The sequence below is a fragment of the Pseudomonas sp. Eth.TT006 genome (genome assembly GCF_054456575.1).
This window is the reverse complement of sequence record NZ_JBTJEN010000011.1, coordinates 89538-111297: the sequence shown is the minus strand read 5'-3', so window position 1 is coordinate 111297 and position 21760 is coordinate 89538. Positions and strand designations below refer to the sequence as shown.

The window sequence follows — 21760 nt, the reverse complement described above, 5'->3', positions numbered from 1 at the left end:
ACAGCAGCGCCTTACGCTCTTGCGGGTTTTTCTGACGACGCCGAGGCCGCGATTGCGCCGGGCAATCAGGGCGCGGTCAGCGGCCGCTCACTCATGAACGCTTCCAGTCGCGAACGCAGCCAGCGCTCGGCCGGATCGCTGTCGACGTGGCTGAGCCAGACCATCGACAGGTCCAGCATCGGCGTCTTGAACGGGAACGGTTCCTTGAACAGTCGGCCCGAGGCGGCCATGGCTTCGGCGGTGTAGTCCGGCAGGCTGGCGATCAGGTCGGTGCCGGCGAGCAGCGCCGGTAACGCGCTGTATTGCGGCACCGACAGCACCACGTGGCGAGTGCGGCCGATTTCCGCCAGCCACTCATCGGCATAACCGCTGATATTGGCGGTGTGCGACACCAGCACGTGCGGGCGCGAGCAGTACTCATCCAGGGTGAGCGGCGAATCCGAAGCATCGGCACGGAGGATGCTCGGCTGGATATGCCGCAGCAGTTTGCGCTTGGCATTGGCCGGAAGGCCGCGGGTCTGGCTGATGCCGACCGTAATATCACCGGCGGCCAGCAGGTCGGGGATGCGCCAATAATCGACGTGTTGCACCACGAACACCACGTTCGGTGCCTCCTGGCGCAAGGAGCGCAACAGTGGCGGCAGCAGGCCGAATTCGACGTCATCGGACAGGCCGATGCGAAACGTCATGTTGCTTACCGCCGGGTCGAAATCGTGGGTCAGACTCAGGGCTACCGACAGCGAGTCGAGGGCCGGCGACAAGTACCTGAACAGCTCTTCGGCGCGGGCCGTCGGCTCCATGCGATGACCGACGCGGATGAACAGCGGATCATTGAACATCGCGCGCAGACGATTGAGCGCCGAGCTGATGGTCGGCTGGCCGAGAAACAGTTTCTCCGCCGCCCGGGTCACGTTGCGTTCGAGCATCAGGGTCTCGAACACTACCATCAGGTTGATGTCGGCCTTGCGTAGTTCATTGCGATTCATTCACTGCCCCCACTCCCGGTCTGCGGGCAGTTTAGAAAGGCCCACAGGCATCGTCTATGGGCGAAAGGTGCAAGGTACTCAGTTCAACGTCAGCGCTTGGAGCCCGATTGCCAGTTTGCGCGGGTCCTTGCTCAGGCCCAGCGCTTCGGGACTAACGGCGTTGGCATAGTTGAAGCGAATATTCATGAAGCCCTGCTGCTCGACCCGCTGCTGCACCTCGACGGGCAACTCGACGTTCAGTCGATTCCCATCAGGCTTGACCAGCCGGGTAGAAAGCACACGAATATCATTGACGAAGATCTCCAGCGCCTGCTCGGTATGTGACGCAGTCAGCAGCGCCGTGGTTTCCAGCAAAAACGAATGCACCGGCGTATCAGGCCGCAGGATAATTTGCGACTCACTGCCTTCCGACCAAGTCCCCCAGGGTTCATTGTTCGACCAGCCTTTGCCGAGAAAAAAAGTCGCCAGACTGCCAGGCGTGAACACCACTCGCTCGCCCGACTTGAGTGGCGAGATCAGCGTCAACGGGTCCGGCGCCGATATCGGCAGGCACTCGGCGCAACGTTTCCAGCCCGGCGCCAATACATTCAACCCATCGATTCTGGCGAGTAGATCGGTATCGCGATGCACCGTCAGTGCAGCTTCCAGCACAGTGCGGTTACTCAACACATACAGGGTATCGGCGGCGTAACTTCCTGAACTGACCATTCGATCCGACACGGCCTGGGCCGCTTCAGTGGCCACCGTACTCACTCGCCCCAGGTAGACAGCATTGGTCGGCAGGTGATGGCGACCCGCATAGTCGGCCAGGGTCATCCACTGTTCCGGATAATTCTCCGGACGCAGCCAGCGCACGGCCTGATAACGCTGCGCCGCCTGCTCCCAGAAAGGGTTGACCAACGGTGTCTTCCAGGTGGACGCCGGCGGGGCCATGAACAGTCCGCGAGACACTGCCCAACCGACGCGCGTATCCGCTACCTGTACCGCCAGCGCAACGCTCAGCAGCATCAACGCCACGCGTGAGGTGTGTCCGCGAATCACCACGTACAGGATTGCCAGAATGGCCATGTACATGAGCGGCCAGATCATTCGTCCCGAGCCGCGAAAAATCGTCGCCACTGCGACTACGGCATCCGGTAGCGGAATCCGAAATTCAAATGGACCTACGCCAATATTGTTGGAAACGGCAAAGATCCCCAGCCCCGCCAATGCGAGCAAAACCAACGGATAACGGCGAGCCTTGGCCCTCAGGTCAGTCGTGCCTTGCAGCACAGGCACCAACGCGCAGATACCCAGGCAGATCACCCCCAGACCAAGGAACGCGAACCCGTCGCCATCCCCCAGCACGCCCGGCATGTCCTGCAAGGTATAGGACCAGACCCCGGCATCGAAAAAGGTCAGGACATTCGCCCGAAACAGACCATAGCCCATCAATGCCAGCCCACCGTCGCCGACACTGAAATAACCGGCCTGCCAGCAGCAGAGACTGACCAGCAGAAACAGCCCGCTCAACTCGATCAGCGCCTTGCCCGGCGTCAGGCGCCGTTGCAGGGTTTTGGCGGCAAGATCGGCGAGCCAGAGCAACGCAATCATCGCCAGCAGATAGGCATGTACCAACGCCGCCGTCGCCAGCAGCGCGCCCCACGCCAGTCGACGTTTGGGCGTAAACGGACGCAACGCCAGATACAGCGCTGCCAGCAGCAGAAAATGCCCCGCGAGGGACAGGTGCACGCTCATGCGGACAATCATCGCCGGGACGAACAAAAACAGTCCGGCACCGAGCAAACGCAACGCCGTGTCACGACTGAACAGGCCGATCAGCTTCCAGGCAAACCAGCTCTGCAGGATGAAACACGTCAGCAGCCACAGCCCGAAATACTGGAAAGGCTCGGGCAATAACGCCGAGAACGGTTTGAAGATAAAGGCGAGCAGCGGGTTGGAATCGGAAAAAATAATGCCGTTACCCAACTCCATTCCGTACGACGGGTTAAGCCCCAGCGGAAAAGTCCACGGCGAATGCCGGAAAAACACCCATCCCAGGTAATGGGTGGCCGGGTCGCCGTCGCCCAGCCATGCAATGTTCATCGGATTCAAGGCACGCGGGCCGACCACAATGAAAAACACCAGAACGCCCAAAAGCACGGGTAGCAGCGCAGTCGCCCGATGGGTTGCGGAAAGCTTCATCGATACGTCCAGAAATTGTGCAAGACAAAGGTGAATGCCGGAATCGTCAGCGCCACCGCGACGATACCCAACAGATAATTCAGCCCGACCATCTGCGCAGCCCAGGCGACAAACATCGCCAACAGAAAACCGCACACCGATACCGCGAGGAACCGCAGCAGGGTCCGTCCATGCAACCGTGCGGAGAAACTCCACGTGGTATTGATCAGGTACGACACCACCGTCGCCACGGCGAAAGCCACGCCGTTGGCCAACGGCGGATCGGGGCGGATGAACTCAATGAACAGCACGGCCACCAGCGCATGCAAGGCCGTGACGAACAGGCCCGTCACGGCAAAGCGCACACCACGCTGGATCAACGCTGTTCTCTCGGCTGAGGTCACGGTTTGCGCGCCAGTACGAACACACTCAAACCACCCAGGCGATTCACGCTCAGCAATGGCAACTCAAGCGAACAAAGGGTTTTCAGAACCTGGTTCACCAGAGGATGGTGACGTTTGAGCTGCGAACGGGGAGCCTGATCTTGCGCGCCTTGCGCGAGCAAACGCAGGGCCGCCGCGATCGGGAACACCGCGCCGAAATAATAAGCGCCGCGCTGCACCACCAACCCCGCATCACGAGCCAGCGTTTCGAACTGTGGCAGGGTGTAGCGGCGCTTGTGCTCAAGGAAATCATCGTGCCCGCTCCACATGAACTGGAACGCCGGCACGGTCATCAGAAATCGGCTGCCGGACGGCACTTTGTCCACGTAGGATTTGAGCAGTCCAAGGTCATCGTCGACATGCTCGAGCACGTCCATCAGCAGCACCAGATCGGCGTCGATAGCCTCAATGTCACGGCGGTAGTGCACCGGTTTACCGGCAGTGGTCGCGTCCGAATCGGCGGGATAGCTGATGTCGACACACCACGCTTGCTGCGCCGCGGTCTGGCTCAGCAAATGATGGGAGAAAAATCCCGAGCCGGCACCCACGTCGAGAATCCGCGTGATCGGCGCATCACCCAGCAAACGACGGGTCGCTGCGGCCTTGGAGCAGTAATACCAATGCTCGCCGATGGCATCGCCGAGGATGTCGGTTTCCTTGAGGTCCATGTTTCAATCCTTGGGGTCGTAGACGCGGCGCACCAGAAAAACCGGTCGGCGTTTGGATTCGATATAAGTGCGGCCGAGGTACTCGCCGAGAACGCCGATGCCGATCAGTTGCAGACCACCGAGGAACGTCACGGCCACCATAAGCGACGCGTAACCGGGCATATCGACGCCGTGGATCAGCGTGCGCAACACAATAAAAATGGCGAAGGCAAAGGACACCAGCGACACCATCGCGCCGATGTAAGTCCAGATCCGCAGCGGTTCGGTACTGAAACTGGTGATACCCTCCAGGGCGAAATTCCACAGCCGCCAGCCGTTGAACTTGCTCTGCCCGGCTACGCGCTCGGGACGCTCGTAATCAACGTGAGTCGTACGGAATCCGACCCACGCGAACAGCCCCTTCATGAAGCGTCGCGACTCGGGCAAGGTCAGCAAGGCATCGACCACGCAACGGTCCATCAGGCGGAAATCACCGACGTTTGCCGGCAGCGGTTGCTCGGCGATCCGGTTGTGCAGGCGGTAGAACCAGTGGGCCGAAGTCTGCTTGGCCCAGGTGTCGCTGCGGCGGCTGACGCGATGGCCGAGCACCACTTCATAGCCCTCGCGCCACCGCTCGATCATGTGCAGGATGACTTCAGGCGGGTCCTGCAGATCGGCGTCAATCGGCACGACGATCTGCCCGGTGGCGATCTGCAACCCGGCAGACAGCGCCGCCTCCTTGCCAAAGTTGCGGCTCAGGTCGACGATGCGCAAGCGCGTATCCTGGCGCTGCCGCTCCAGCAGCCGGGCGAGTGTGGCATCGGTGCTGCCGTCGTTGACGAACACCAGCTCCAGCGCAATCGACGCCAGCGGCTGGAAGACTTCATCGATGCGCAGGATGAACGCGTCGAGACTGTCCTCCTCATTAAAAACCGGGACAACCAGCGATAACGTGACCCGTGTGGCCTGTGCCGTTCCATGCTCAGTCAAGGGAATGCTCTTTTTATAGTGTTTGTCGGTCGTCGAAGGGGGTTCGACGCCATGAGCCGTCCCGTATTAAGCAGTAGCGTCGAATGCCTTGCAAGGTGGAAATGGCGACATTCCAGCCAATCCAGACGCCGATGCGGGCGCTCTAGTCCGCACGCTTCAGAAACATCTGCCAACGATTGGAAACAAATCCCCGATAGCGAAAAAAACTCGCTCCGCTAGGCTTGCGTCGATGCGCCACACAGGCTGTCGCAAACACTATCGCAAGGAGCGAACCGAATGTATTTCGAGATTTACAGGCAATCCCGTGGTACCCCGAGCACCGGCAAAGGCCAATGGCGCTGGAGGCTGCGCGCAGGCAACCACGAGACCATCGCCAGTGGCGAGTCGTATGTGAACAAGGCGGATTGTTTGCATGTGATCGAGTTGATCAAGGGTGCGCAGAGCGAAACACCGGTGAAGGAAATCTGAGGTCCAAACCCCAGACCCCAGTTGCCTGGCGACTCAGGCAGCTGGAGCGCGGTGCACTCAGAACCTTTCGGGAATGTTCTTGAACGGATAATCGCTTTCCTTGTAGCCGCCCGGCTTCTGCCGCTTGGGCAGTACTACCTTGTCTCGCGGTACTTCCTTGTAAGGGATACGGCTGAGCAGGTCGGAAATGATATTGAGCCGCGCGCGTTTCTTGTCGTTGGAATTGGCCACCAGCCAGGGCGCGTAATCGGTGTCGGTGGCTTCGATCATCTCGTCCCGTGCCCTGGAGTAGTCATACCAACGGCTGTAGGACTTGAGATCCATGGGTGACAGTTTCCAGATCTTGCGGCCATCGCTGATACGCTCTTCGAGACGTCTGGTCTGCTCCTCCTGACTGACGTTCAGCCAGTATTTGAGCAGTATCACTCCCGAGCCGACGACGGCCCGCTCCACCAGCGGCAAGGTCCTGAGGAACTTGTCGACCTGCTTGTCGCTGCAAAACCCCATCACCCGTTCGACGCCGGCGCGGTTGTACCAACTGCGGTCGAAGATCACCACCTCACCGGCGGCCGGCAGATACGGCAGGTAACGCTGAATATACATCTGACTCTTCTCGCGTTCGGTCGGGGCCGGCAGCGCGACCACGCGGAACACTCGCGGGCTGACACGATCGGTCAGCGCCTTGATCGTGCCGCCCTTCCCCGCCCCGTCACGGCCTTCGAAGATGATGCAGATCTTGATCCCTTCGGCCTTGACCCATTCCTGCATTTTCACCAGTTCGACATGCAGCCGGCGCAGTTCGCTCAGATAGTCCTTGTTGGACAGCTTGGCGGGTTCAGCGGATTTGTCGCGGGAAGCGTCGTTCTTTTTGCTTTTTGCCATGACCCAACCTCTCCGATTGAAGTGGCTGGCGGCGAGTTCCGACAGCCCATGACCTGAAACAGGAAAGTTTAGTCATTTATCGCAAAACGCAAGCGAACCGGCGGCGATCAGCGGGCAGTCGGCTTATCGCGAAAAAGCCTGCGCAGGATTTTGACGGAACACCTTTCGCCTACCATTCTCCTTCAGCGGCATTGATTGCCGGATGCTCATGCATTGTTTGTTGCAAACCTGCCACTGGATGTGGGGAGCGTTATGCCTGTCTCGTTGTTTTACGCAATGTCTGTCGCATTCGCCTTGAGTGCCGCGCCGGGTCTGCTGTGGGCGGCGGATCCAGCGACAAATGCTGCCGATCCGGCAACGCTAGCGGCGCCCGCCAAAGATCCAGTGTTTACCCAGGAACAACTCGACCAGATGCTCGCGCCGATTGCGCTGTATCCGGACCCGCTGCTGGCGCAGGTGTTGATGGCAGTGACCTATCCTGGCGAAGTCGCCGAAGCGGTGACCTGGTCCAAGGCCAACCCGGACGCCAAGGGCGACGAGGCAGTCAAGCAAGTGGCGACCCAGACATGGGACCCGAGCGTGCAGGCCTTGGTGGCATTTCCGCAGGTGCTGGCGACGCTGGGCCAGGATCCGGTCTGGGTCCAGCGTCTGGGCGATGCCTTTCTGGCCCAGCCCGATGAGCTGATGCAAGGCGTGCAGCGTTTGCGGCGTCAGGCACAGGCGGCGGGTAATCTGCAGAGCAATCAATATCAGAATGTGACAGTGCAGAACGTCGCTGCACCGGCGCCTGCCGCTTCGCCTGCAACGCCTACCCCGCCGGCCAGCAGTTCCTCGACCATCATCATTCAGCCCGCCGATCCGCAAGTGGTGTACGTGCCGACCTACAACCCGACGACCACCTACGGCACTTGGGCCTACCCAGCATCTCCGCCGGTTTATTACCCGCCGCCGCCCGCTTACTACCCGGGGCAAGCACTGATGGCCGGGCTGGCCTTCGGCACTGGCGTGGCGATCGTGGCCTCGCTGTGGGGCGACTGCGACTGGGGCAATAACGACGTCGACATTGATGTGAACCGCTACAACAACATCAACGGCAACAATCGCATCACCAACAACAAGTGGCAGCACAACGCTGCGCACCGCGACGGCGTGCCCTATCGGGACAACCGCAGCCGCAGTCAATATGGACGCCAACTCGACGGCGCGGCCCAGCGTGAAGCCTATCGCGGTGACACCGCGCAACGCGCCCAGGCTCGAGAAAAGGCCCGCGGTTCGATGGACCGGGCCGGTATCGAACGGCCGGCCACCAGCAATCGGCAAGCCCAGGAGCGCGTGCGCGAGGCGCAGTCCGCCAGTGCCGGCAACCGGATGCAAGGCGCTGCGGACAGACCGAGGACCGCAGACCGGGCGCAAGGCACTACGCGCGATGCCCGCCAACCTGGGGCCAATCAACGCGACACGCGTACGCCGCAAGCGCGGCAGACGCCGCAGACCCGTCCGGCCGCAGGCAGTGCACGCGACAACGCCTTCGCCGGGGCGCGTTCGCCAGCGCAAACCCGCCAACAGGCTGATCGCGGCCGGGCCAGCCAGACTTCCGCGCAACGCCCCAACACCTCGCGCGCCGCCGGGCACCAAATCAGCCGACCGGCCGCGGCGCCCATGCGTCAAAGAGGAGGTGGCCGCCGATGAACATGCATTTGCTAATCAAGGGCTGCCTGGCCATTACCCTTGGTCTCGCCTGGACCGGGCTGGCCCTCGCTCAACAGACATTTCCAACCCCGGAAAAAGCCGTCGACGCCTTCATCACAGCCCTCGGCACCGAACACGCCGATCAGCAACGCCTGACCGAGCTGCTCGGCGAGCAATGGCACAGCTTCATCCCGCGCGAAGGTGTGCAGCGCAGTGACGTCGACGCGTTTCTGCAGCAATACCACGAGCAGCACAGCCTGGAAAAAACCGCCGACAACCAAGCCGTGCTCTCCGTCGGCCCGGATCACTGGACGCTACCCATCCCGCTGAGCAAAGACAAAAACGGCTGGCGCTTCGACATGCAGGCCGCCCGCAAGGAAATCCGCGCCCGCCGCATTGGCCACAATGAACTTGCGGCCGTGCAATCGGCGCTGGCCTACCACGACGCGCAGATGGACTACGCCAGCGTAGACCGCGACGGCGACGGTGCCCTCGAATACGCGCAGAACATCATCAGCTCCCCCGGCACACACGACGGCCTCTACTGGCCAGACGACGCCAGCGGCCAGATCAGCCCCCTCGGCCCGGTCTTCGGCCAGGCCATCAACGACGAAGACTGGCACGGCTACCACTTCCGCATCCTCAAAGCCCAAGGCCCATCCGCCCCCGGCGGCGCCTACAGCTACTTGATCGGCGACAAGATGAGCCGCGGCTTCGCCCTGATCGCCTGGCCGGCGAAGTACGACGACACGGGCGTGATGAGCTTCATGATCAGCCATGACGGGCAGGTGTTTCAGAAGGATCTGGGGCCGGATGGGGAGAAGGTGGCGAAGGCGATGACGCGGTTTGATCCGGATGATAGTTGGGAGGTGGTGAAGCCGGAACGGGAGTAGCGAGGCTATTGGGTTACGCCAGATCAGAAACGAAAAAGCCCCGTAGCTTTTCAGCTACGGGGCTTTCCTTTGATCAATGAGTCTGGCGCAGGTTTCCAGATAGTCTGTGACGGCTTCTTCAAAGGCCTTACTGAGCTCGTTGAACGACTCGCCATGAAAGCCGACTACATCCTTTGTTCCGTTGATATGACCAATAAACAGACCGTCCTCGTCGCTGTACTCGATGCGGGCGGCGAAGCCTTTGTTCATCATCACGGTCATCGGATAGCTCCTTGTCGTATTCGGGTTTGAGCATCATGCCGACAAGAATAATCAGGTGACTCAAAACAAGCTTGTAGGCAGAATCCGCGAGTTGCGTGTGAATGGGCTGTAGCTGTGCGTACCAGCCAGTTGCTGCCTTGTTGGCCTTTCTTTCGGCGGGATATTCTCAGGACGTCGCTGCATATTCAGCGGCCGGGCTTGGAAACCCGACGAGTCACGCAACAGCGCCCTGACAAATGCTGGCGTCTTTTTACGCCCGCAAATTTGCTTTATGGCGGCTGTGTGTGGGACGCCCTCGGGCGTGCCGGTCTCCTTGACTCCCGGTTTCCAACCTGCGCACAGCTGCCACCCATCGCTTGGAAACGAAAGTGGCAGCTCCTCACAGTCAAGGAGTTACACATGCATGATGCACCTGAAGAGAAAACTGCTGGATCAACGCCCTTCTTCTATTGTTCCGACAGTCCGCTATTTCACGTCAACGCGGGAATACCTGTCAGCCAAGCATTGGCTCAGGCTTCTGACTTGCTCGCGCTCGCCAAGGCACTTGCAGAAGATGCAGCATTCATCAAAGAAACCGACCGATATGCCTGGGCGGCGCATTTTTTGACGGAGATGGGTAAGGCGATTGTTGATGATGTGATTAAAGCGGTTTCGCCGAGGGCAGCCAAGATCCCGGTGAAAACAGAAAAATGATGGTCATCTCATCCGGAATCTAGCCGGTACTTCTCAGCCATAAAAAAGCCCCGTAATCGTTCATTTACGGGGCCGTTTGTATGAGCACTCATTCGTCATCATCGGTTTCTTCATCGCTATCATCGTCCGTTGAAATTACGCCGGCGCCTCCTTCGACAAACGACTGACAACCTTCATTAAAAGACTCTGATGGGGTGCTACAGAAATTTTCGTCGTCAATTCCCTTTTCCTCGGCCCAGTCATATCCGGCTTGATGCCCAGAGCAATCATCTGTGCATTCGTAGTCATCAAATGTACCAGCAGAAATATTCGTGCTCCCCAGGATGAGGGCAAGCAGCACAGTTGAGTAAAGTCCCCTCTCCAGCGGCTTCATACCTACTCGCCATCACGAGTTTTGGTGCCGAATTTTCCGGTGTACGGATTCACATTTCCCTTAGTGCTGTAGTTGTTGTTCCTCGTGGAGTCTGGGTTTGTCGCGTGAGAGGGGCGAACATACGTTCCATTGCTTCGCGTATACCCACTAACCGAATGGTCAATACGACTGCCACTGGAGTACCCAGACTTGAACGAGGAATGACTGCCAAAACTGCTTCCACGTGCATAAACCTGCCCTGAGAGCGCCACAGAGATTGCGATAACGGCTACAGAAAAAAACCTTTTCATACAAACCTCCATTTTTCCAATGATAGTAGCCCAATGGAATCACTTGGAAAGCTCAGACGACGAAGGGCTGGAGGACAGCGGCGTTTACGCAAGACTTTGGAAATGATCACGCCGAGGCAGGGATAGCTTTTCCGAGTATGTGCAGCACTAACGCACTTGACTGTTACTTGTCTGAATCGAGCTAGAGATCCAATTCTGATGCGTCAATAAACGAATTGAATAAACTTCAAAAACAAAAAAGCCCCGCAGCTTCTCAGCTACGGGGCTTTTTCATATATGGCGGAGAGATAGGGATTCGAACCCTAGGTACCGGTGAAGGTACAACGGATTTCGAATCCGTCCCATTCGGCCACTCTGGCATCTCTCCAACGGCGCGCATCATAACAACACTTTTACCGAAAGCAAACACTCTTTCGAAAATTTCTCCGTGCTATCAGATGCTTGCGTCGATTAAAGCGGTACGCCCAGACGCTTGGCGACTTCTTCGTAGGCTTCGATGACGTCACCGAGGCCCTGGCGGAAGCGGTCCTTGTCCATCTTCTTCTTGGTGTCCTTGTCCCACAGACGGCAGCCGTCCGGGCTGAACTCGTCGCCGAGGACGATGGAGCCATCGCTGAACACGCCGAATTCAAGCTTGAAGTCCACCAACAGCAGGCCGGCGTCGTCGAACAGTTTGCTCAGGACTTCGTTGACCTTGAGCGACAGTTCTTTCATGCGTGCCAGTTGCTCGGCAGTGCCCCAACCGAATGCCACGACGTGGGATTCGTTGATGAACGGGTCGCCCTTGGCGTCGTCCTTCAGGAACAGTTCGAAGGTGTAAGGGTTGAGCTTCATGCCCTCTTCGACGCCCAGGCGCTTGACCAGGCTGCCGGCGGCGTAGTTACGCACGACGCACTCGACCGGGATCATGTCGAGCTTCTTCACCAGGCACTCGTTGTCGCCCAGCAGTTTGTCGAACTGGGTCGGAATGCCGGCCGCTTCGAGTTTCTGCATGATGAAGGCGTTGAACTTGTTGTTCACCATGCCCTTGCGGTCGAGCTGCTCGATGCGCTTGCCGTCGAACGCCGAGGTGTCGTTGCGAAACAGCAGGATCAAGCGGTCAGCGTCGTCGGTCTTGTAAACCGACTTGGCTTTGCCGCGGTAGAGTTCTTCACGTTTTTCCATGATGGGCTCCGCTTGCTAAGTAGATGGGCTAGGCGATATGGCGCCAGTCGAGCCCTGAATCTTGATCGGCCAGTTGCAGCCAGTCCGGGTCGCACCCGAGGGTGTCGACGAAACATTGCCGGGCCAGCTGCGGCAGGTTGTTCTTGCTGCTCAGGTGGGCCAGAACCAGATGCTGCAAGCCCTGCCACCCCAACTCGGCCACCAGGAATGCCGCCTGATGGTTATTCAAATGTCCCAGCTCGCCGCCCACCCGCTGCTTGAGAAAGTACGGGTAATGACCACGGGCCAGCATGTCGCGGCAATGATTGGACTCGATCATCAATGCATCGAGATCCCGATAGCCGTCCAGCACCCGCTCGCAGTAGGAACCCAGGTCGGTCAGCAGGCCGAAACGCCGCTGTTCGTGATCACTGAACACATACTGGGTCGGCTCCTGTGCATCATGGGCCACGGCAATGACCCCGATGTTCAGTGCGCCGATCTGCAGCTGCTCGCCGCTGGCCAGAAAGCCGGCGGGTTCGATCGGTTTGCGCATCCCGCGCAGTGTGCCGCGACTGAGGTAGACCGGCAGATTGTAGCGCCGAGACAGCAAACCCACGCCATGCACGTGGTCGGCATGTTCGTGGGTTACGAGTATCGCGCTCAGTTGCGCCGGGTGCACACCCAGGCGCAACAGGCGTTTTTCGGTTTCCCGCAGGGAAAAACCACAATCCACCAGCACATACGTATCAGCACTGGCGATCAGCGTGCCGTTCCCTTGGCTACCGCTGCCGAGAACGGCAAAACGCATGTGATCAGCCCAGGTTGTCCTGAATCACGCTCAACACTTTGCGGGCCACATCGGCCGGCGCAACGGTGTTGATGTTCTTCTCGACGGTGACCTGAACGTTTTCACCGACCTTGCTCAGGCGCACCTGATAACGCTCGGCGCGGGCTTCAACTTCTTCCTTGGTCGGCGCACTGCCGAACAGGCTGCTGAAGAAACCAGGCTTGTCATCTTTCTTCTCGGCTTTTTCCGCCAGGTTGATGTAGTACAGGCCCAGGCTGCGGTTGATGTCTTCAACGCGCCACTGACCTTGCTCCAGCGCACGGCCGACGCTCGACCAGGCACGATCCAGGTCCGGACCGACGTTCAGCACCGGGTTACCGCTACCGTCTTCGCTGAGGCTGACACGGCTTGGGGTATCGAAATCACGCGAAGCCAGCATCGACACCGAACCGCCCTTCTCGGAGATCCGGCTCATGCTCGCCAGCATGTCGTCGACCAGTGCGGCGTCGAGGCCGGTGTTGACCGAACGGTTGGTGAAGTCGACGTCGGCGGTGCTGCCGGCAGGACGCTCGGCGCTGACCACGTAGATTTCACTGGTGTTGCGCTGCACGCCCGGCTCGATGCGCACCCGCACGCGGGTTTCGCTGTCGGCACCGACACCGGCGGCGCTCAGGCGCTTGGCCATGGCGGCGGACAGCTCGTCGGAATGCTGCCAGGTGGTGGTGAATTCACCGGTTTGCGGGCGCTGTTCATCCAGACGGAAACCGTTGTCCTGGAAGAATTGCACCGCCACTGGCCAGACTTCGGCCGGTGGGTGCTGGGCCACGACCCAACGCGAATCACCGCTTTTTTGCAGCGAGTAGTCGGTGGCATCGGCAGTCGCGGTCAGCGGTTGCGGACGCGGCACCACGTATTCGCCCTTGGCGGTGTCATCCGCCACGTTGCGCGGGATCGGCAACAGCGGATCCAGACGCTTGGAGGTGCTGACATTCGGTGGCAGTTGCATTGGTGCAGTCTGTTGCGCTTCCAGGTAATCGCTACCGCGATCACGGAAATAACCTTCCGGGCCCCAGACCCATCCGCAGCCACTGGTGCTGGAGATAATCAAGGCAAGTGCGGAAAGTCCGGCCATTCGCTTCATGCGTTGTACTTCCTCAATTAAACCAGGACGCTGCACTGGCGCAGGGCCGTGCGAAGCGTTTCATGACAAGGAGCGCTCAGCCAGGTCAGCGGCAGGCGGATGCCTTGGTGCATCAGGCCCATTTCCACCAAAGCCCACTTCACCGGAATCGGGTTGGCTTCGATGAACAGGTCCTTGTGCAGCGGCATCAGTTTTTCGTTGATGGCCCGTGCGGTTTCGGCGTCGCCCTTCAGCGCGGCCTCGCACAGGTCAGCCATTTCGCGCGGGGCGACGTTGGCGGTCACAGAGATGTTGCCTTTGCCACCCATCAGGATCAGCTCGACAGCGGTCGGATCATCGCCGGACAGCACGATGAAGTCCTTGCTCACGCCGTCGATGATGGCTTTGGCGCGTTTCAGATCGCCGGTGGCTTCCTTGATGCCGATGATGTTCGGCACGGTGGACAGGCGAATCACGGTCTCGGCCTGCATATCGCAGGAGGTGCGGCCGGGAACGTTGTAGAGAATCTGCGGAATGTCGACCGACTCGGCGATGTGCTTGAAGTGCTGGTACAGGCCTTCCTGGGTCGGCTTGTTGTAGTACGGCACCACCAGCAGGCAGGCGTCGGCACCGGCTTCCTTGGCATTGCGGGTCAGTTCGACGGCTTCGCGGGTCGAGTTGGCGCCAGTACCGGCGATCACCGGGATGCGACCGGCAACCTGTTTGACCACGGCTTTGATGACGGCAATGTGTTCTTCTACATCAAGAGTGGCCGACTCGCCGGTCGTACCGACCGCGACAATGGCATGGGTGCCGTTCTTGAGGTGGAAGTCCACGAGTTTGCTGAGGCTGTCCCAGTCAAGACGCCCTTGTGCATCCATGGGTGTGACCAGTGCCACCATACTGCCCGCAATCATGAAACCGCTCCTGCCGGAAAAAGAGAGCGGTAATGGTACTGGCGCCAAGATGCTTGCACAAGCGAAGTACTGCGCCGCCATTCCCCTTGGCGTCGGTTTTCGCTACCCTTCAGACTTTGATCGGTACAGATCCGCTTGTACGCCGGGTTCCAGCCTCCCTTGTCGGTCTCCCAGGTCCCGTTCCAGTGTCGCCGCTGCACGCTTCATTATTACTGGAGCGAATTGCGCGCCGTGGCCCGGGGCTTTCCGAATCGGCACGCGCAGGTCCCGACGACCAACGTCCATCGAGCTACCGACCGCTCATCGCTTTAGGAATGCTGCATGTCCACCCCCACAGTTCGCGAACAATTCCTTGTCATCAGTGCCCTTGGCGCCAACCCCATGGAGCTGACTAACGTCCTGTGCCGCGCCAGCCATGAAAATCGCTGCGCCGTCGTCACCTCCCGCCTGACCCGCCACGGCGAGTGCAGCGCCCTGGTGCTGGAAATCTCCGGCAGCTGGGACGCCCTGGCCCGCCTCGAAGGCAGCCTGCCGCTTCTGGCCAAGCGCCACGCCTTCACCGTCAACGTGGTGCGCAGCGCCGCGCTGGAAAACCGCCCGCAGGCGTTGCCATACGTAGCTTATGTCAGCTCGGCGTATCGCCCGGACATCATCAATGAGCTGTGCCAGTTCTTCATGGACCACAATGTCGAGCTGGAAAACCTGACCTGCGACACCTATCAGGCCCCGCAGACCGGCGGCACCATGCTCAACGCCACGTTCACCGTGACGCTGCCGGCCGGCACCCAGATCAGCTGGCTGCGCGATCAGTTCCTGGATTTCGCCGATGCGATGAATCTGGATGCACTGATCGAGCCTTGGCGCCCACAAAACCCAATGTAAGGAAGCTTTCATGGCCGTTGTCATCGACCAACCGGTTGCGGATTTCGAAGCACCTGCCACCAGCGGGCAGACTGTCAGTCTGTCTGCCTTGAAGGGCAAGCAAGTGGTGATCTACTTCTACCCGAAGGACAGCACTCCGGGTTGCACCACCGAAGGCCAGGGCTTTCGTGATCAATACCCGGCTTTTCAGGCTGCCAACACGGAAATCTTTGGCATTTCCCGCGATAGCCTGAAGTCCCATGAGAACTTCAAGTGCAAGCAGGAATTTCCGTTCGAGCTGATCAGCGACAAGGACGAAGCCGTCTGCCAGCTGTTCGACGTGATCAAGCTGAAAAAACTCTACGGCAAGGAATACCTGGGCGTTGATCGCAGCACGTTCCTGATCGACAAGAACGGTGTACTGCGTCAGGAATGGCGCGGCGTGAAGGTGCCGGGACATGTGGATGCGGTTTTGGCTGCGGCTGAAGCGCTGAACAAAGCCTGAAAATCAAAAGATCGCAGCCTTCGGCAGCTCCTACTGGAAACGCATTCCAATATAGGAGCTGCCGCAGGCTGCGATCTTTTTGCTTTTATAGTAACGGCGCGACAACCGGCTCCTTACGCGGCCACGCATCCAGCACGGCCTTGAACAGCGTCGCCAGCGGGATCGCAAAGAACACTCCCCAGAAACCCCACAACCCGCCAAACAACAGCACCGCGCAGATGATTGCCACCGGGTGCAGGTTGACCGCTTCGGAAAACAGCAACGGTACCAGCACGTTGCCGTCCAGCGTCTGAATGATCCCGTAGACTGCCATCAGATAGATGAACTGATCGCTCCAGCCCCACTGGAACAGCGCAATCAGCAGCACCGGCACCGTCACCACCACCGCGCCAACGTAGGGCACCACCACCGACACCCCGACCAGCAACGCCAACAGCGCCGCATAGTTGAGGCCGAGGGCGACGAAGGCGATGTAGGTCACACCGCCACAGATCACGATCTCGATGACTTTGCCGCGAATGTAGTTGGCGATCTGCCGGTTCATCTCCTGCGCGACCCGAGTGATCAGCGCCCGCTCACGGGGCAGGTAACCGCGTACCCACTCGCCGATCATGGCCCGATCCTTGAGGAAGAAGAACACCAGGATCGGCACCAGCACCAGATAGATCATGATGTTGACCAGCAACGGCAGACTCGACAGCGAAAAGGTCAGCGCCCACTGCCCGAACTTGCCGATCTCGCCACGTGCCACTTCGATCGCCTGCAGCACCTGCTCGTCAGAAACCAGGTGCGGATAACGCTCAGGCAGCAACAGCAGCAGCGACTGCCATTTGACGAGCATCCCCGGCAGTTCGTTGAACAGCGTTATCAATTGATGCCAGAGCAAGGGCACGACCACCACGATGAACACCAGCAACACACCCATGAACAGCGCAAACACCAGCCCCACCGCCGCCGCGCCCGGCACACGCATACGCTCGAGCGCAACCACCAGGCCTTGCATCAGATACGCCAGCACCATCCCGGCCAATACTGGCGCGAGCATGCCGCCGAGGGTGAGCACCGCGGTGAAGGCGAGAAACAGCAGCACCGCCAGCACCACCGCCTCTTCATCGGAGAAGTAACGCTGAATCCAGTCGCGCAACACTTTGAACATTAATATTCCTTAGGTCTTTTACGCGGAAGGTTTCAGGCTTTTTTCAACCAGTAACGGTAGACGCCTGCTTCGTCTTCTTCGCGCAGCAGCGTATGACCGGCCAACCGGGCGAAGGTGCGGAAGTCGCGCTGCGAGCCCGCGTCCGTGGCAATCACCTTAAGCACGGCGCCGCTGGGCAGCTTGTTGAGTTCCATTTTCGCTTTGAGCAACGGCAACGGGCAATTCAGGCCACTGGCGTCCAGTTCACAATCATGGGCTACAGCGTCGGTCATTGCGTCACTCCGGTTCAACTGGTTGGGCTGCCTAGAATATCTGGTCGCAAGGCCGGTGTCCGGCTACAGTAAGCTCTTTGTCTTCGAAGGCTTTGTGCATGACATTTCTGCGCCCTACCCTGCTGACGCTCGCTTGCCTGCTCGCCTCACCGGGCTTCGCCGACGATCTGCCGTCACTCGGCGACGCCAGTTCTGCCATTGTCTCGCCACAGCAGGAATATCAGCTCGGCCGTGCCTGGCTGGCCATGCTGCGTAGCCAGGTTGCGCAGCTCAACGATCCGCAGCTCAAGGATTACGTCGAATCCAGCGTCTACAAACTGGTGGAAACCAGTCAGGTCACTGACCGGCGCCTGGAATTCATCCTGATCAACAGCCCGCAACTCAACGCCTTCGCCGCGCCGGGTGGCGTAGTCGGGGTCAACGGCGGGCTGTTCCTCAATGCCCAGACCGAAGGCGAATATGCCTCGGTGCTGGCGCACGAACTGGCGCACTTGTCACAACGCCATTTTGCTCGCGGCGTTGAAGCCTCGCAGCGGATGCAGGTACCCATGATGGCTGCGCTGCTGGCGGGTATCGTGATTGCCGCCGCCGGTGGCGGTGATGCCGGGATCGCGACTATCGCCGGTACGCAGGCGGCAGCGATCCAGTCGCAACGCACCTTCTCGCGCCAGAACGAACAGGAAGCCGACCGTATCGGCATCCTTAACCTGGAAAAGGCCGGCTACGACCCGCGCTCGATGCCGACCATGTTCGAACGCCTGATGCGTCAGTACCGCTTCGATGCCAAACCGCCAGAATTCCTCCTGACTCACCCGGTCACCGAATCGCGTATCGCCGACACCCGCAACCGCGCCGAACAGGCACCGCCCGGTGGCATTGAAGACAGCATGCGCTATCAACTGATCCGCGCCCGCGTACAACTGATCTATGAAGAAACCCCGGGGCTGGGCGCCAAGCGATTCCGTGCACAATTGGACGAAAACCCGAAAAACGACGTGGCTCGCTACGGCTTGGCGATTGCGCAGATCAAGGGCGGTCAGCTCAATGACGCGCGCGAAAATCTCAAGCAACTGCTGGCCAAGTCGCCCAACGAGATCATCTACAATCTCGCGCAGATCGATCTGGACATCACCAACAACCGACTGCCGGACGCGCAAACGCGGGTCGACCGGATGCTCACGCAGTATCCGGGCAACTACCCGCTGAATCAGGTGCGTGTCGATCTGCTGCTGAAACAGAATCGCACCGCCGACGCCGAGAAAGCCCTCGACAGCTTGCTCAAATCCCGCCCGGACGATCCGGACGTGTGGTATCAGGTCGCCGAAACTCGCGGCCTGTCCGGCAACATCATTGGTCTGCATCAAGCCCGTGCCGAATACTTCGCGCTGGTGGGCGATTACCGCCAAGCGATCCAGCAGCTCGATTTTGCCAAGCGCAAAGCCGGCAGCAACTTCCCGCTGTCCTCGCGCATCGATGCCCGTCAGCGCGAGCTGATGGAACAGGAGCGCATGATCAAGGACATGATGGGCTGAGTTTTTTCTCGGCAAGACAAATGTTCCAGGCACAAAAAAACCGCCTCTTTCGAGGCGGTTTTTTATTTCACCGCAAGCGGATTATTCAGCCAGTTTGAAGGTGATGAAGCTGGCTCGGCCTTGACGCAGAACGCGCATCGACACCGAACGGTTCTTTGGCAGCGCCTTGGCAATGTCGGCGAACTCCTTGGTGGAGCCAATCGCCTGATTGTTCAGGTGAGTGATGACATCACCTGGCTGCAGACCGATCAAGGCTGCAGGACCGTCCTGAACTTCCTTGATCACCACACCGCCCTTGAGGTCGTAGGTTTTCTTCTGTTCAGCGGTCAGCTCGACAACGGACACACCGAGGCGGTTGCTGCTGCTTTCCGCACCTGACTTCGGCAGCGCTGCGAGCTCTTTGTCCTCATCCGGAATCGCGCCGACTGTCAGCTCGACATTCTTGCGCTTGCCGTCACGAATCACTTCGAGGTTGGCCTTGGCGCCCGCCTTCAACGCGCCTACCAGATGCGGCAAGTCGGCGGACATGACGATCGGCTGACCGTTCATGCTCAGAATCACGTCGCCCACTTGCAGGCCGCCCTTGGCTGCCGGACCGTCATCCTGAATCTGCGCTACCAGTGCACCGGCCGGCTTATCCAGACCGAACGACTCGGCCAGATCCTTGTTCACTTCCTGGATGACCACGCCCAACCAGCCGCGGCTGACCTTGCCACCGCTTTTCAGCTGATTGGAGACGTCCATCGCCACATCGATCGGGATGGCGAACGACACGCCCATGAAGCCACCGGAACGGGTGTAGATCTGCGAGTTGATGCCGACCACTTCACCGTTCAGGTTGAACAGCGGGCCACCGGAGTTGCCCGGGTTGATCGGCACGTCAGTCTGGATGAACGGCACGTAGTTTTCGTTCGGCAAGCTCCGGCCGACGGCGCTGACGATGCCTTGGGTCACGGTGTGGTCAAAGCCGAACGGCGAACCGATCGCCACGACCCACTGACCGGCCTTCAGGTCCTGGGATTTGCCGAGCTTGAGCACCGGCAGATCCTTGCCATCGATTTTCAGCAGGGCCACGTCGGAACGTGGATCGGTGCCGATCAGCTTGGCTTTCATTTCGCTGCGATCAGCCAGACGCACGAGGATTTCGTCAGCGTCGGCAATCACATGGTTGTTGGTCAGGATGTAACCATCCGAAGAAATTATGAAACCAGAACCGAGCGATTGCGCTTCACGCTGGCGATCGCCACGGGGTGAACGCTGTTGCGGCGGCATGCCGCGCTCGAAGAACTCGCGCAGCATCGGCGGCAAGCCTTCCAGGTCAGGCATCTGCTGGTTCACTTTGCGATCCGGCAGTTTCTGCGTGGTACTGATGTTCACCACCGCCGGCGAAGCCTGTTCGACCAGTTGAGTGAAATCCGGCAGATCAGCGGCTTGGGCAGCAGGAACAGCCTGTCCCAACACCAGCACGGTGGCGAAAATGGAGAGATAAGACTTCAAGCTAAGTATCGACATACAGCTCCCGTTACGACGAGCAGGGTTAAGCGATATGGAGCAAGGAACACCGGGAACCGCGTGCCGGCATTTTTGATCCGGGAACAACAGACAAGGCCAGAGCCGTGAGGCTCTGACCTATAAAAAAAATTCGGGTGATTTGCAAATGAAAATGCTGAGCAAACATTTCATCTACGTCTCGACGAAGGGGTGGAAATGACTGAAATCAGCTCACTGCTTGCTGGTTGCAGCGCCATCGTTGCGCATCGACAAAGCAATTCGTTCAGCGGTGCCGATGGGAATTTCGCCGACAACCGTCACCATCATCTCGCCCTCAGGCGTCGTCAGGCGGCGGGACACGGCAACAGTCGGACCCAACTGTGTACGAGTATCGGTGACTGTTGCACCGTTAAGTGGTTCCAGAAACACCGAAAAACGTGCCAGCCCGTCGTCATACATCAGGCTGTTGACCTGAGCTTTGGTTTCCGGGTCTTTGTGCGAAGTGCTGCTGGTCAGTTCAAAGCCTGGCGGCAGCCAGTCGGAATGCCAGAGCTGAGCGGTCTTGATTGCTGAAGCCTTGTCACTGTCGAGCTTGATGGCCTTGCACTCGGCACCGGCTTGCAGGTCTTTGTCGGAAGGGACTTCTGCGGTATCAAGGCTGGTGAACTGAAAGCGTTCAAGCAACTGCCCCTTGTCATTGAGCAACAGCGACTTGAGTGGCAGTCCGGTCTGCTTGTCCAGATGCAACTCGAAACCGTAGCGATGCTGGTCCCGTGGCGTCAGCGCTACGATCACCGCATCTCGCCCGGCCACGCGCGACTTGCCGATGACAGCAAGGTCATACCAGTTCTTCAGCTTTTGGGGATCAAGCGCACGAGCGGCCGAGTTGGGAGAATCTCCCAACCCCGCAATCAGGGTGCCGCTGACGCATTGGGTATGCCCATCAATGCGCACGACTTCCTGTGCAGAACCGTCGAGCTGAACCAACCGCTCGCGGACCTGACCGTTCTGGACACGATGCCAGATATTGTGGGTAGAAAAACTACCGTTGCGCTCGTAAACGAAGGTGCCGTGGAAGCTTTGCTGCTGCTCAGCCTGGCCCAGGCGGGTCAACCAGTCCTGAGCCTCATCAGCATGGGCTGGAACAACAAACCAGCCGCTAAGCAGAAGCGAAAGTAGAGGGATGGCGCGCATG

General features: G+C 59.4%; 22 protein-coding genes, 1 tRNA gene and 1 pseudogene. 7 read left to right on the top strand and 17 right to left on the bottom strand.

Annotated features, from left to right (window positions below; genetic code table 11):
* Positions 1-65: 65 nt before the first annotated feature.
* From ACXR0M_RS18605 to ACXR0M_RS18585, 5 genes are all read right to left on the bottom strand, one after another.
* Positions 66-986 (bottom strand): LysR substrate-binding domain-containing protein, encoded by a 921-nt coding sequence (locus ACXR0M_RS18605; protein ID WP_458833243.1) that lies wholly within the window; start codon positions 984-986, stop codon positions 66-68.
* 78 nt (positions 987-1064) lie between these two features.
* Positions 1065-3170, bottom strand: a complete 2106-nt coding sequence (locus tag ACXR0M_RS18600; protein WP_458833242.1) for a DUF6311 domain-containing protein — start codon at positions 3168-3170, stop codon at positions 1065-1067.
* Complete coding sequence (locus ACXR0M_RS18595; protein WP_458833241.1) at positions 3167-3553, bottom strand: GtrA family protein; 387 nt, start codon at positions 3551-3553, stop codon at positions 3167-3169. The genes ACXR0M_RS18600 and ACXR0M_RS18595 overlap by 4 nt, the downstream gene beginning before the upstream one ends.
* Complete coding sequence (locus ACXR0M_RS18590) at positions 3550-4260, bottom strand: class I SAM-dependent methyltransferase (RefSeq protein WP_458833240.1); 711 nt, start codon at positions 4258-4260, stop codon at positions 3550-3552. The genes ACXR0M_RS18595 and ACXR0M_RS18590 overlap by 4 nt, the downstream gene beginning before the upstream one ends.
* A gap of 3 nt (positions 4261-4263) precedes the next feature.
* Positions 4264-5229 (bottom strand): glycosyltransferase family 2 protein, encoded by a 966-nt coding sequence (locus ACXR0M_RS18585; protein ID WP_458833239.1) that lies wholly within the window; start codon positions 5227-5229, stop codon positions 4264-4266.
* A 276-nt stretch (positions 5230-5505) separates the two neighbouring features.
* Here ACXR0M_RS18585 and ACXR0M_RS18580 point away from each other — a divergent pair, with 276 nt between their 5' ends.
* Positions 5506-5697 carry a YegP family protein gene (locus ACXR0M_RS18580; RefSeq protein ID WP_458833238.1) on the top strand — a complete coding sequence of 64 codons (192 nt, stop codon included), beginning with the start codon at positions 5506-5508 and terminating at the stop codon, positions 5695-5697.
* Between the two features lie 57 nt (positions 5698-5754).
* Here ACXR0M_RS18580 and ppk2 read toward each other — a convergent pair whose 3' ends face one another.
* Positions 5755-6579 (bottom strand): polyphosphate kinase 2, encoded by an 825-nt coding sequence (gene ppk2 / locus ACXR0M_RS18575; RefSeq protein WP_458833237.1) that lies wholly within the window; start codon positions 6577-6579, stop codon positions 5755-5757.
* Between the two features lie 252 nt (positions 6580-6831).
* On the opposite strand from ppk2, the gene ACXR0M_RS18570 reads away from it, so the two are divergent.
* Positions 6832-8268, top strand: a complete 1437-nt coding sequence (locus ACXR0M_RS18570) for a DUF3300 domain-containing protein (RefSeq protein ID WP_458833235.1) — start codon at positions 6832-6834, stop codon at positions 8266-8268.
* On the top strand, positions 8265-9161 hold the full coding sequence (locus tag ACXR0M_RS18565; RefSeq protein ID WP_458833234.1) for a DUF2950 domain-containing protein: 897 nt from the start codon (positions 8265-8267) through the stop codon (positions 9159-9161). The genes ACXR0M_RS18570 and ACXR0M_RS18565 overlap by 4 nt, the downstream gene beginning before the upstream one ends.
* Before the next feature lie 78 nt (positions 9162-9239).
* Here the strand turns inward: ACXR0M_RS18565 and ACXR0M_RS18560 are convergent.
* Positions 9240-9422: pseudogene (locus ACXR0M_RS18560) on the bottom strand (toxin-antitoxin system HicB family antitoxin); the annotation flags it as partial.
* 399 nt (positions 9423-9821) lie between these two features.
* Between ACXR0M_RS18560 and ACXR0M_RS18555 the strand changes: the two are divergent.
* Positions 9822-10115, top strand: a complete 294-nt coding sequence (locus ACXR0M_RS18555) for a DUF3077 domain-containing protein (protein ID WP_458833233.1) — start codon at positions 9822-9824, stop codon at positions 10113-10115.
* A gap of 88 nt (positions 10116-10203) precedes the next feature.
* Here ACXR0M_RS18555 and ACXR0M_RS18550 read toward each other — a convergent pair whose 3' ends face one another.
* The 6 genes from ACXR0M_RS18550 to dapA all read right to left on the bottom strand — a co-directional run bounded on the left by ACXR0M_RS18550 (position 10204) and on the right by dapA (position 14748).
* Entirely contained in the window at positions 10204-10488 is a 285-nt protein-coding gene (locus ACXR0M_RS18550; protein ID WP_458833232.1) for a hypothetical protein, read from the bottom strand.
* A 567-nt stretch (positions 10489-11055) separates the two neighbouring features.
* Positions 11056-11145, bottom strand: a tRNA-Ser gene (locus ACXR0M_RS18545).
* An 83-nt stretch (positions 11146-11228) separates the two neighbouring features.
* Positions 11229-11942, bottom strand: coding sequence for a phosphoribosylaminoimidazolesuccinocarboxamide synthase (gene purC, locus ACXR0M_RS18540; RefSeq protein WP_003222578.1), 714 nt, complete (start codon positions 11940-11942; stop codon positions 11229-11231).
* A gap of 28 nt (positions 11943-11970) precedes the next feature.
* Positions 11971-12732, bottom strand: coding sequence for an MBL fold metallo-hydrolase (locus ACXR0M_RS18535; protein ID WP_458833231.1), 762 nt, complete (start codon positions 12730-12732; stop codon positions 11971-11973).
* Between the two features lie 4 nt (positions 12733-12736).
* Complete coding sequence (gene bamC, locus ACXR0M_RS18530) at positions 12737-13852, bottom strand: outer membrane protein assembly factor BamC (protein ID WP_458833230.1); 1116 nt, start codon at positions 13850-13852, stop codon at positions 12737-12739.
* A 17-nt stretch (positions 13853-13869) separates the two neighbouring features.
* Entirely contained in the window at positions 13870-14748 is an 879-nt protein-coding gene (dapA, locus tag ACXR0M_RS18525; RefSeq protein ID WP_458833229.1) for a 4-hydroxy-tetrahydrodipicolinate synthase, read from the bottom strand.
* Positions 14749-15069: 321 nt separating this feature from the next.
* On the opposite strand from dapA, the gene ACXR0M_RS18520 reads away from it, so the two are divergent.
* Both ACXR0M_RS18520 and ACXR0M_RS18515 read left to right on the top strand, forming a co-directional pair.
* A complete protein-coding gene (locus tag ACXR0M_RS18520; RefSeq protein WP_039760908.1) occupies positions 15070-15630 on the top strand; it encodes a glycine cleavage system transcriptional repressor in 561 nt (186 codons plus the stop codon).
* A 10-nt stretch (positions 15631-15640) separates the two neighbouring features.
* Positions 15641-16114, top strand: a complete 474-nt coding sequence (locus tag ACXR0M_RS18515) for a peroxiredoxin (RefSeq protein ID WP_458833228.1) — start codon at positions 15641-15643, stop codon at positions 16112-16114.
* 85 nt (positions 16115-16199) lie between these two features.
* On the opposite strand, the gene ACXR0M_RS18510 is transcribed toward ACXR0M_RS18515, so the two are convergent.
* Both ACXR0M_RS18510 and ACXR0M_RS18505 read right to left on the bottom strand, forming a co-directional pair.
* Positions 16200-17270: an AI-2E family transporter gene (locus ACXR0M_RS18510; RefSeq protein WP_458833227.1), complete on the bottom strand. Its 1071-nt coding sequence runs from the start codon at positions 17268-17270 to the stop codon at positions 16200-16202.
* Between the two features lie 32 nt (positions 17271-17302).
* A complete protein-coding gene (locus ACXR0M_RS18505) occupies positions 17303-17542 on the bottom strand; it encodes a sulfurtransferase TusA family protein (protein WP_007963279.1) in 240 nt (79 codons plus the stop codon).
* 98 nt (positions 17543-17640) lie between these two features.
* Between ACXR0M_RS18505 and ACXR0M_RS18500 the strand changes: the two genes are divergently transcribed.
* Positions 17641-19074, top strand: a complete 1434-nt coding sequence (locus ACXR0M_RS18500) for a M48 family metalloprotease (RefSeq protein ID WP_458833226.1) — start codon at positions 17641-17643, stop codon at positions 19072-19074.
* 81 nt (positions 19075-19155) lie between these two features.
* On the opposite strand, the gene ACXR0M_RS18495 is transcribed toward ACXR0M_RS18500, so the two are convergent.
* Both ACXR0M_RS18495 and ACXR0M_RS18490 read right to left on the bottom strand, forming a co-directional pair.
* Positions 19156-20586 (bottom strand): DegQ family serine endoprotease, encoded by a 1431-nt coding sequence (locus ACXR0M_RS18495; RefSeq protein ID WP_458833225.1) that lies wholly within the window; start codon positions 20584-20586, stop codon positions 19156-19158.
* Positions 20587-20796: 210 nt separating this feature from the next.
* Positions 20797-21759, bottom strand: a complete 963-nt coding sequence (locus ACXR0M_RS18490; protein ID WP_458833224.1) for a MucB/RseB C-terminal domain-containing protein — start codon at positions 21757-21759, stop codon at positions 20797-20799.
* Between the last annotated feature and the right edge of the window lies 1 nt (position 21760).

Excerpts from the sequence above, each read along its gene's own strand:
- bamC (WP_458833230.1), bottom strand. The coding sequence starts at position 13,852 with ATGAAGCGAATGGCCGGACTTTCCGCACTTGCCTTGATTATCTCCAGC.
- ppk2 (WP_458833237.1), bottom strand. The coding sequence starts at position 6,579 with ATGGCAAAAAGCAAAAAGAACGACGCTTCCCGCGACAAATCCGCTGAA.
- ACXR0M_RS18515 (WP_458833228.1), top strand. The coding sequence starts at position 15,641 with ATGGCCGTTGTCATCGACCAACCGGTTGCGGATTTCGAAGCACCTGCC.
- ACXR0M_RS18520 (WP_039760908.1), top strand. The coding sequence starts at position 15,070 with ATGTCCACCCCCACAGTTCGCGAACAATTCCTTGTCATCAGTGCCCTT.
- ACXR0M_RS18555 (WP_458833233.1), top strand. The coding sequence starts at position 9,822 with ATGCATGATGCACCTGAAGAGAAAACTGCTGGATCAACGCCCTTCTTC.
- ACXR0M_RS18570 (WP_458833235.1), top strand. The coding sequence starts at position 6,832 with ATGCCTGTCTCGTTGTTTTACGCAATGTCTGTCGCATTCGCCTTGAGT.
- ACXR0M_RS18565 (WP_458833234.1), top strand. The coding sequence starts at position 8,265 with ATGAACATGCATTTGCTAATCAAGGGCTGCCTGGCCATTACCCTTGGT.
- ACXR0M_RS18580 (WP_458833238.1), top strand. The coding sequence starts at position 5,506 with ATGTATTTCGAGATTTACAGGCAATCCCGTGGTACCCCGAGCACCGGC.
- ACXR0M_RS18505 (WP_007963279.1), bottom strand. The coding sequence starts at position 17,542 with ATGACCGACGCTGTAGCCCATGATTGTGAACTGGACGCCAGTGGCCTG.
- ACXR0M_RS18495 (WP_458833225.1), bottom strand. The coding sequence starts at position 20,586 with ATGTCGATACTTAGCTTGAAGTCTTATCTCTCCATTTTCGCCACCGTG.
- ACXR0M_RS18605 (WP_458833243.1), bottom strand. The coding sequence starts at position 986 with ATGAATCGCAATGAACTACGCAAGGCCGACATCAACCTGATGGTAGTG.
- ACXR0M_RS18535 (WP_458833231.1), bottom strand. The coding sequence starts at position 12,732 with ATGCGTTTTGCCGTTCTCGGCAGCGGTAGCCAAGGGAACGGCACGCTG.
- ACXR0M_RS18550 (WP_458833232.1), bottom strand. The coding sequence starts at position 10,488 with ATGAAGCCGCTGGAGAGGGGACTTTACTCAACTGTGCTGCTTGCCCTC.
- ACXR0M_RS18490 (WP_458833224.1), bottom strand. The coding sequence starts at position 21,759 with ATGCGCGCCATCCCTCTACTTTCGCTTCTGCTTAGCGGCTGGTTTGTT.
- ACXR0M_RS18500 (WP_458833226.1), top strand. The coding sequence starts at position 17,641 with ATGACATTTCTGCGCCCTACCCTGCTGACGCTCGCTTGCCTGCTCGCC.
- ACXR0M_RS18600 (WP_458833242.1), bottom strand. The coding sequence starts at position 3,170 with ATGAAGCTTTCCGCAACCCATCGGGCGACTGCGCTGCTACCCGTGCTT.
- ACXR0M_RS18590 (WP_458833240.1), bottom strand. The coding sequence starts at position 4,260 with ATGGACCTCAAGGAAACCGACATCCTCGGCGATGCCATCGGCGAGCAT.
- ACXR0M_RS18510 (WP_458833227.1), bottom strand. The coding sequence starts at position 17,270 with ATGTTCAAAGTGTTGCGCGACTGGATTCAGCGTTACTTCTCCGATGAA.
- dapA (WP_458833229.1), bottom strand. The coding sequence starts at position 14,748 with ATGATTGCGGGCAGTATGGTGGCACTGGTCACACCCATGGATGCACAA.
- purC (WP_003222578.1), bottom strand. The coding sequence starts at position 11,942 with ATGGAAAAACGTGAAGAACTCTACCGCGGCAAAGCCAAGTCGGTTTAC.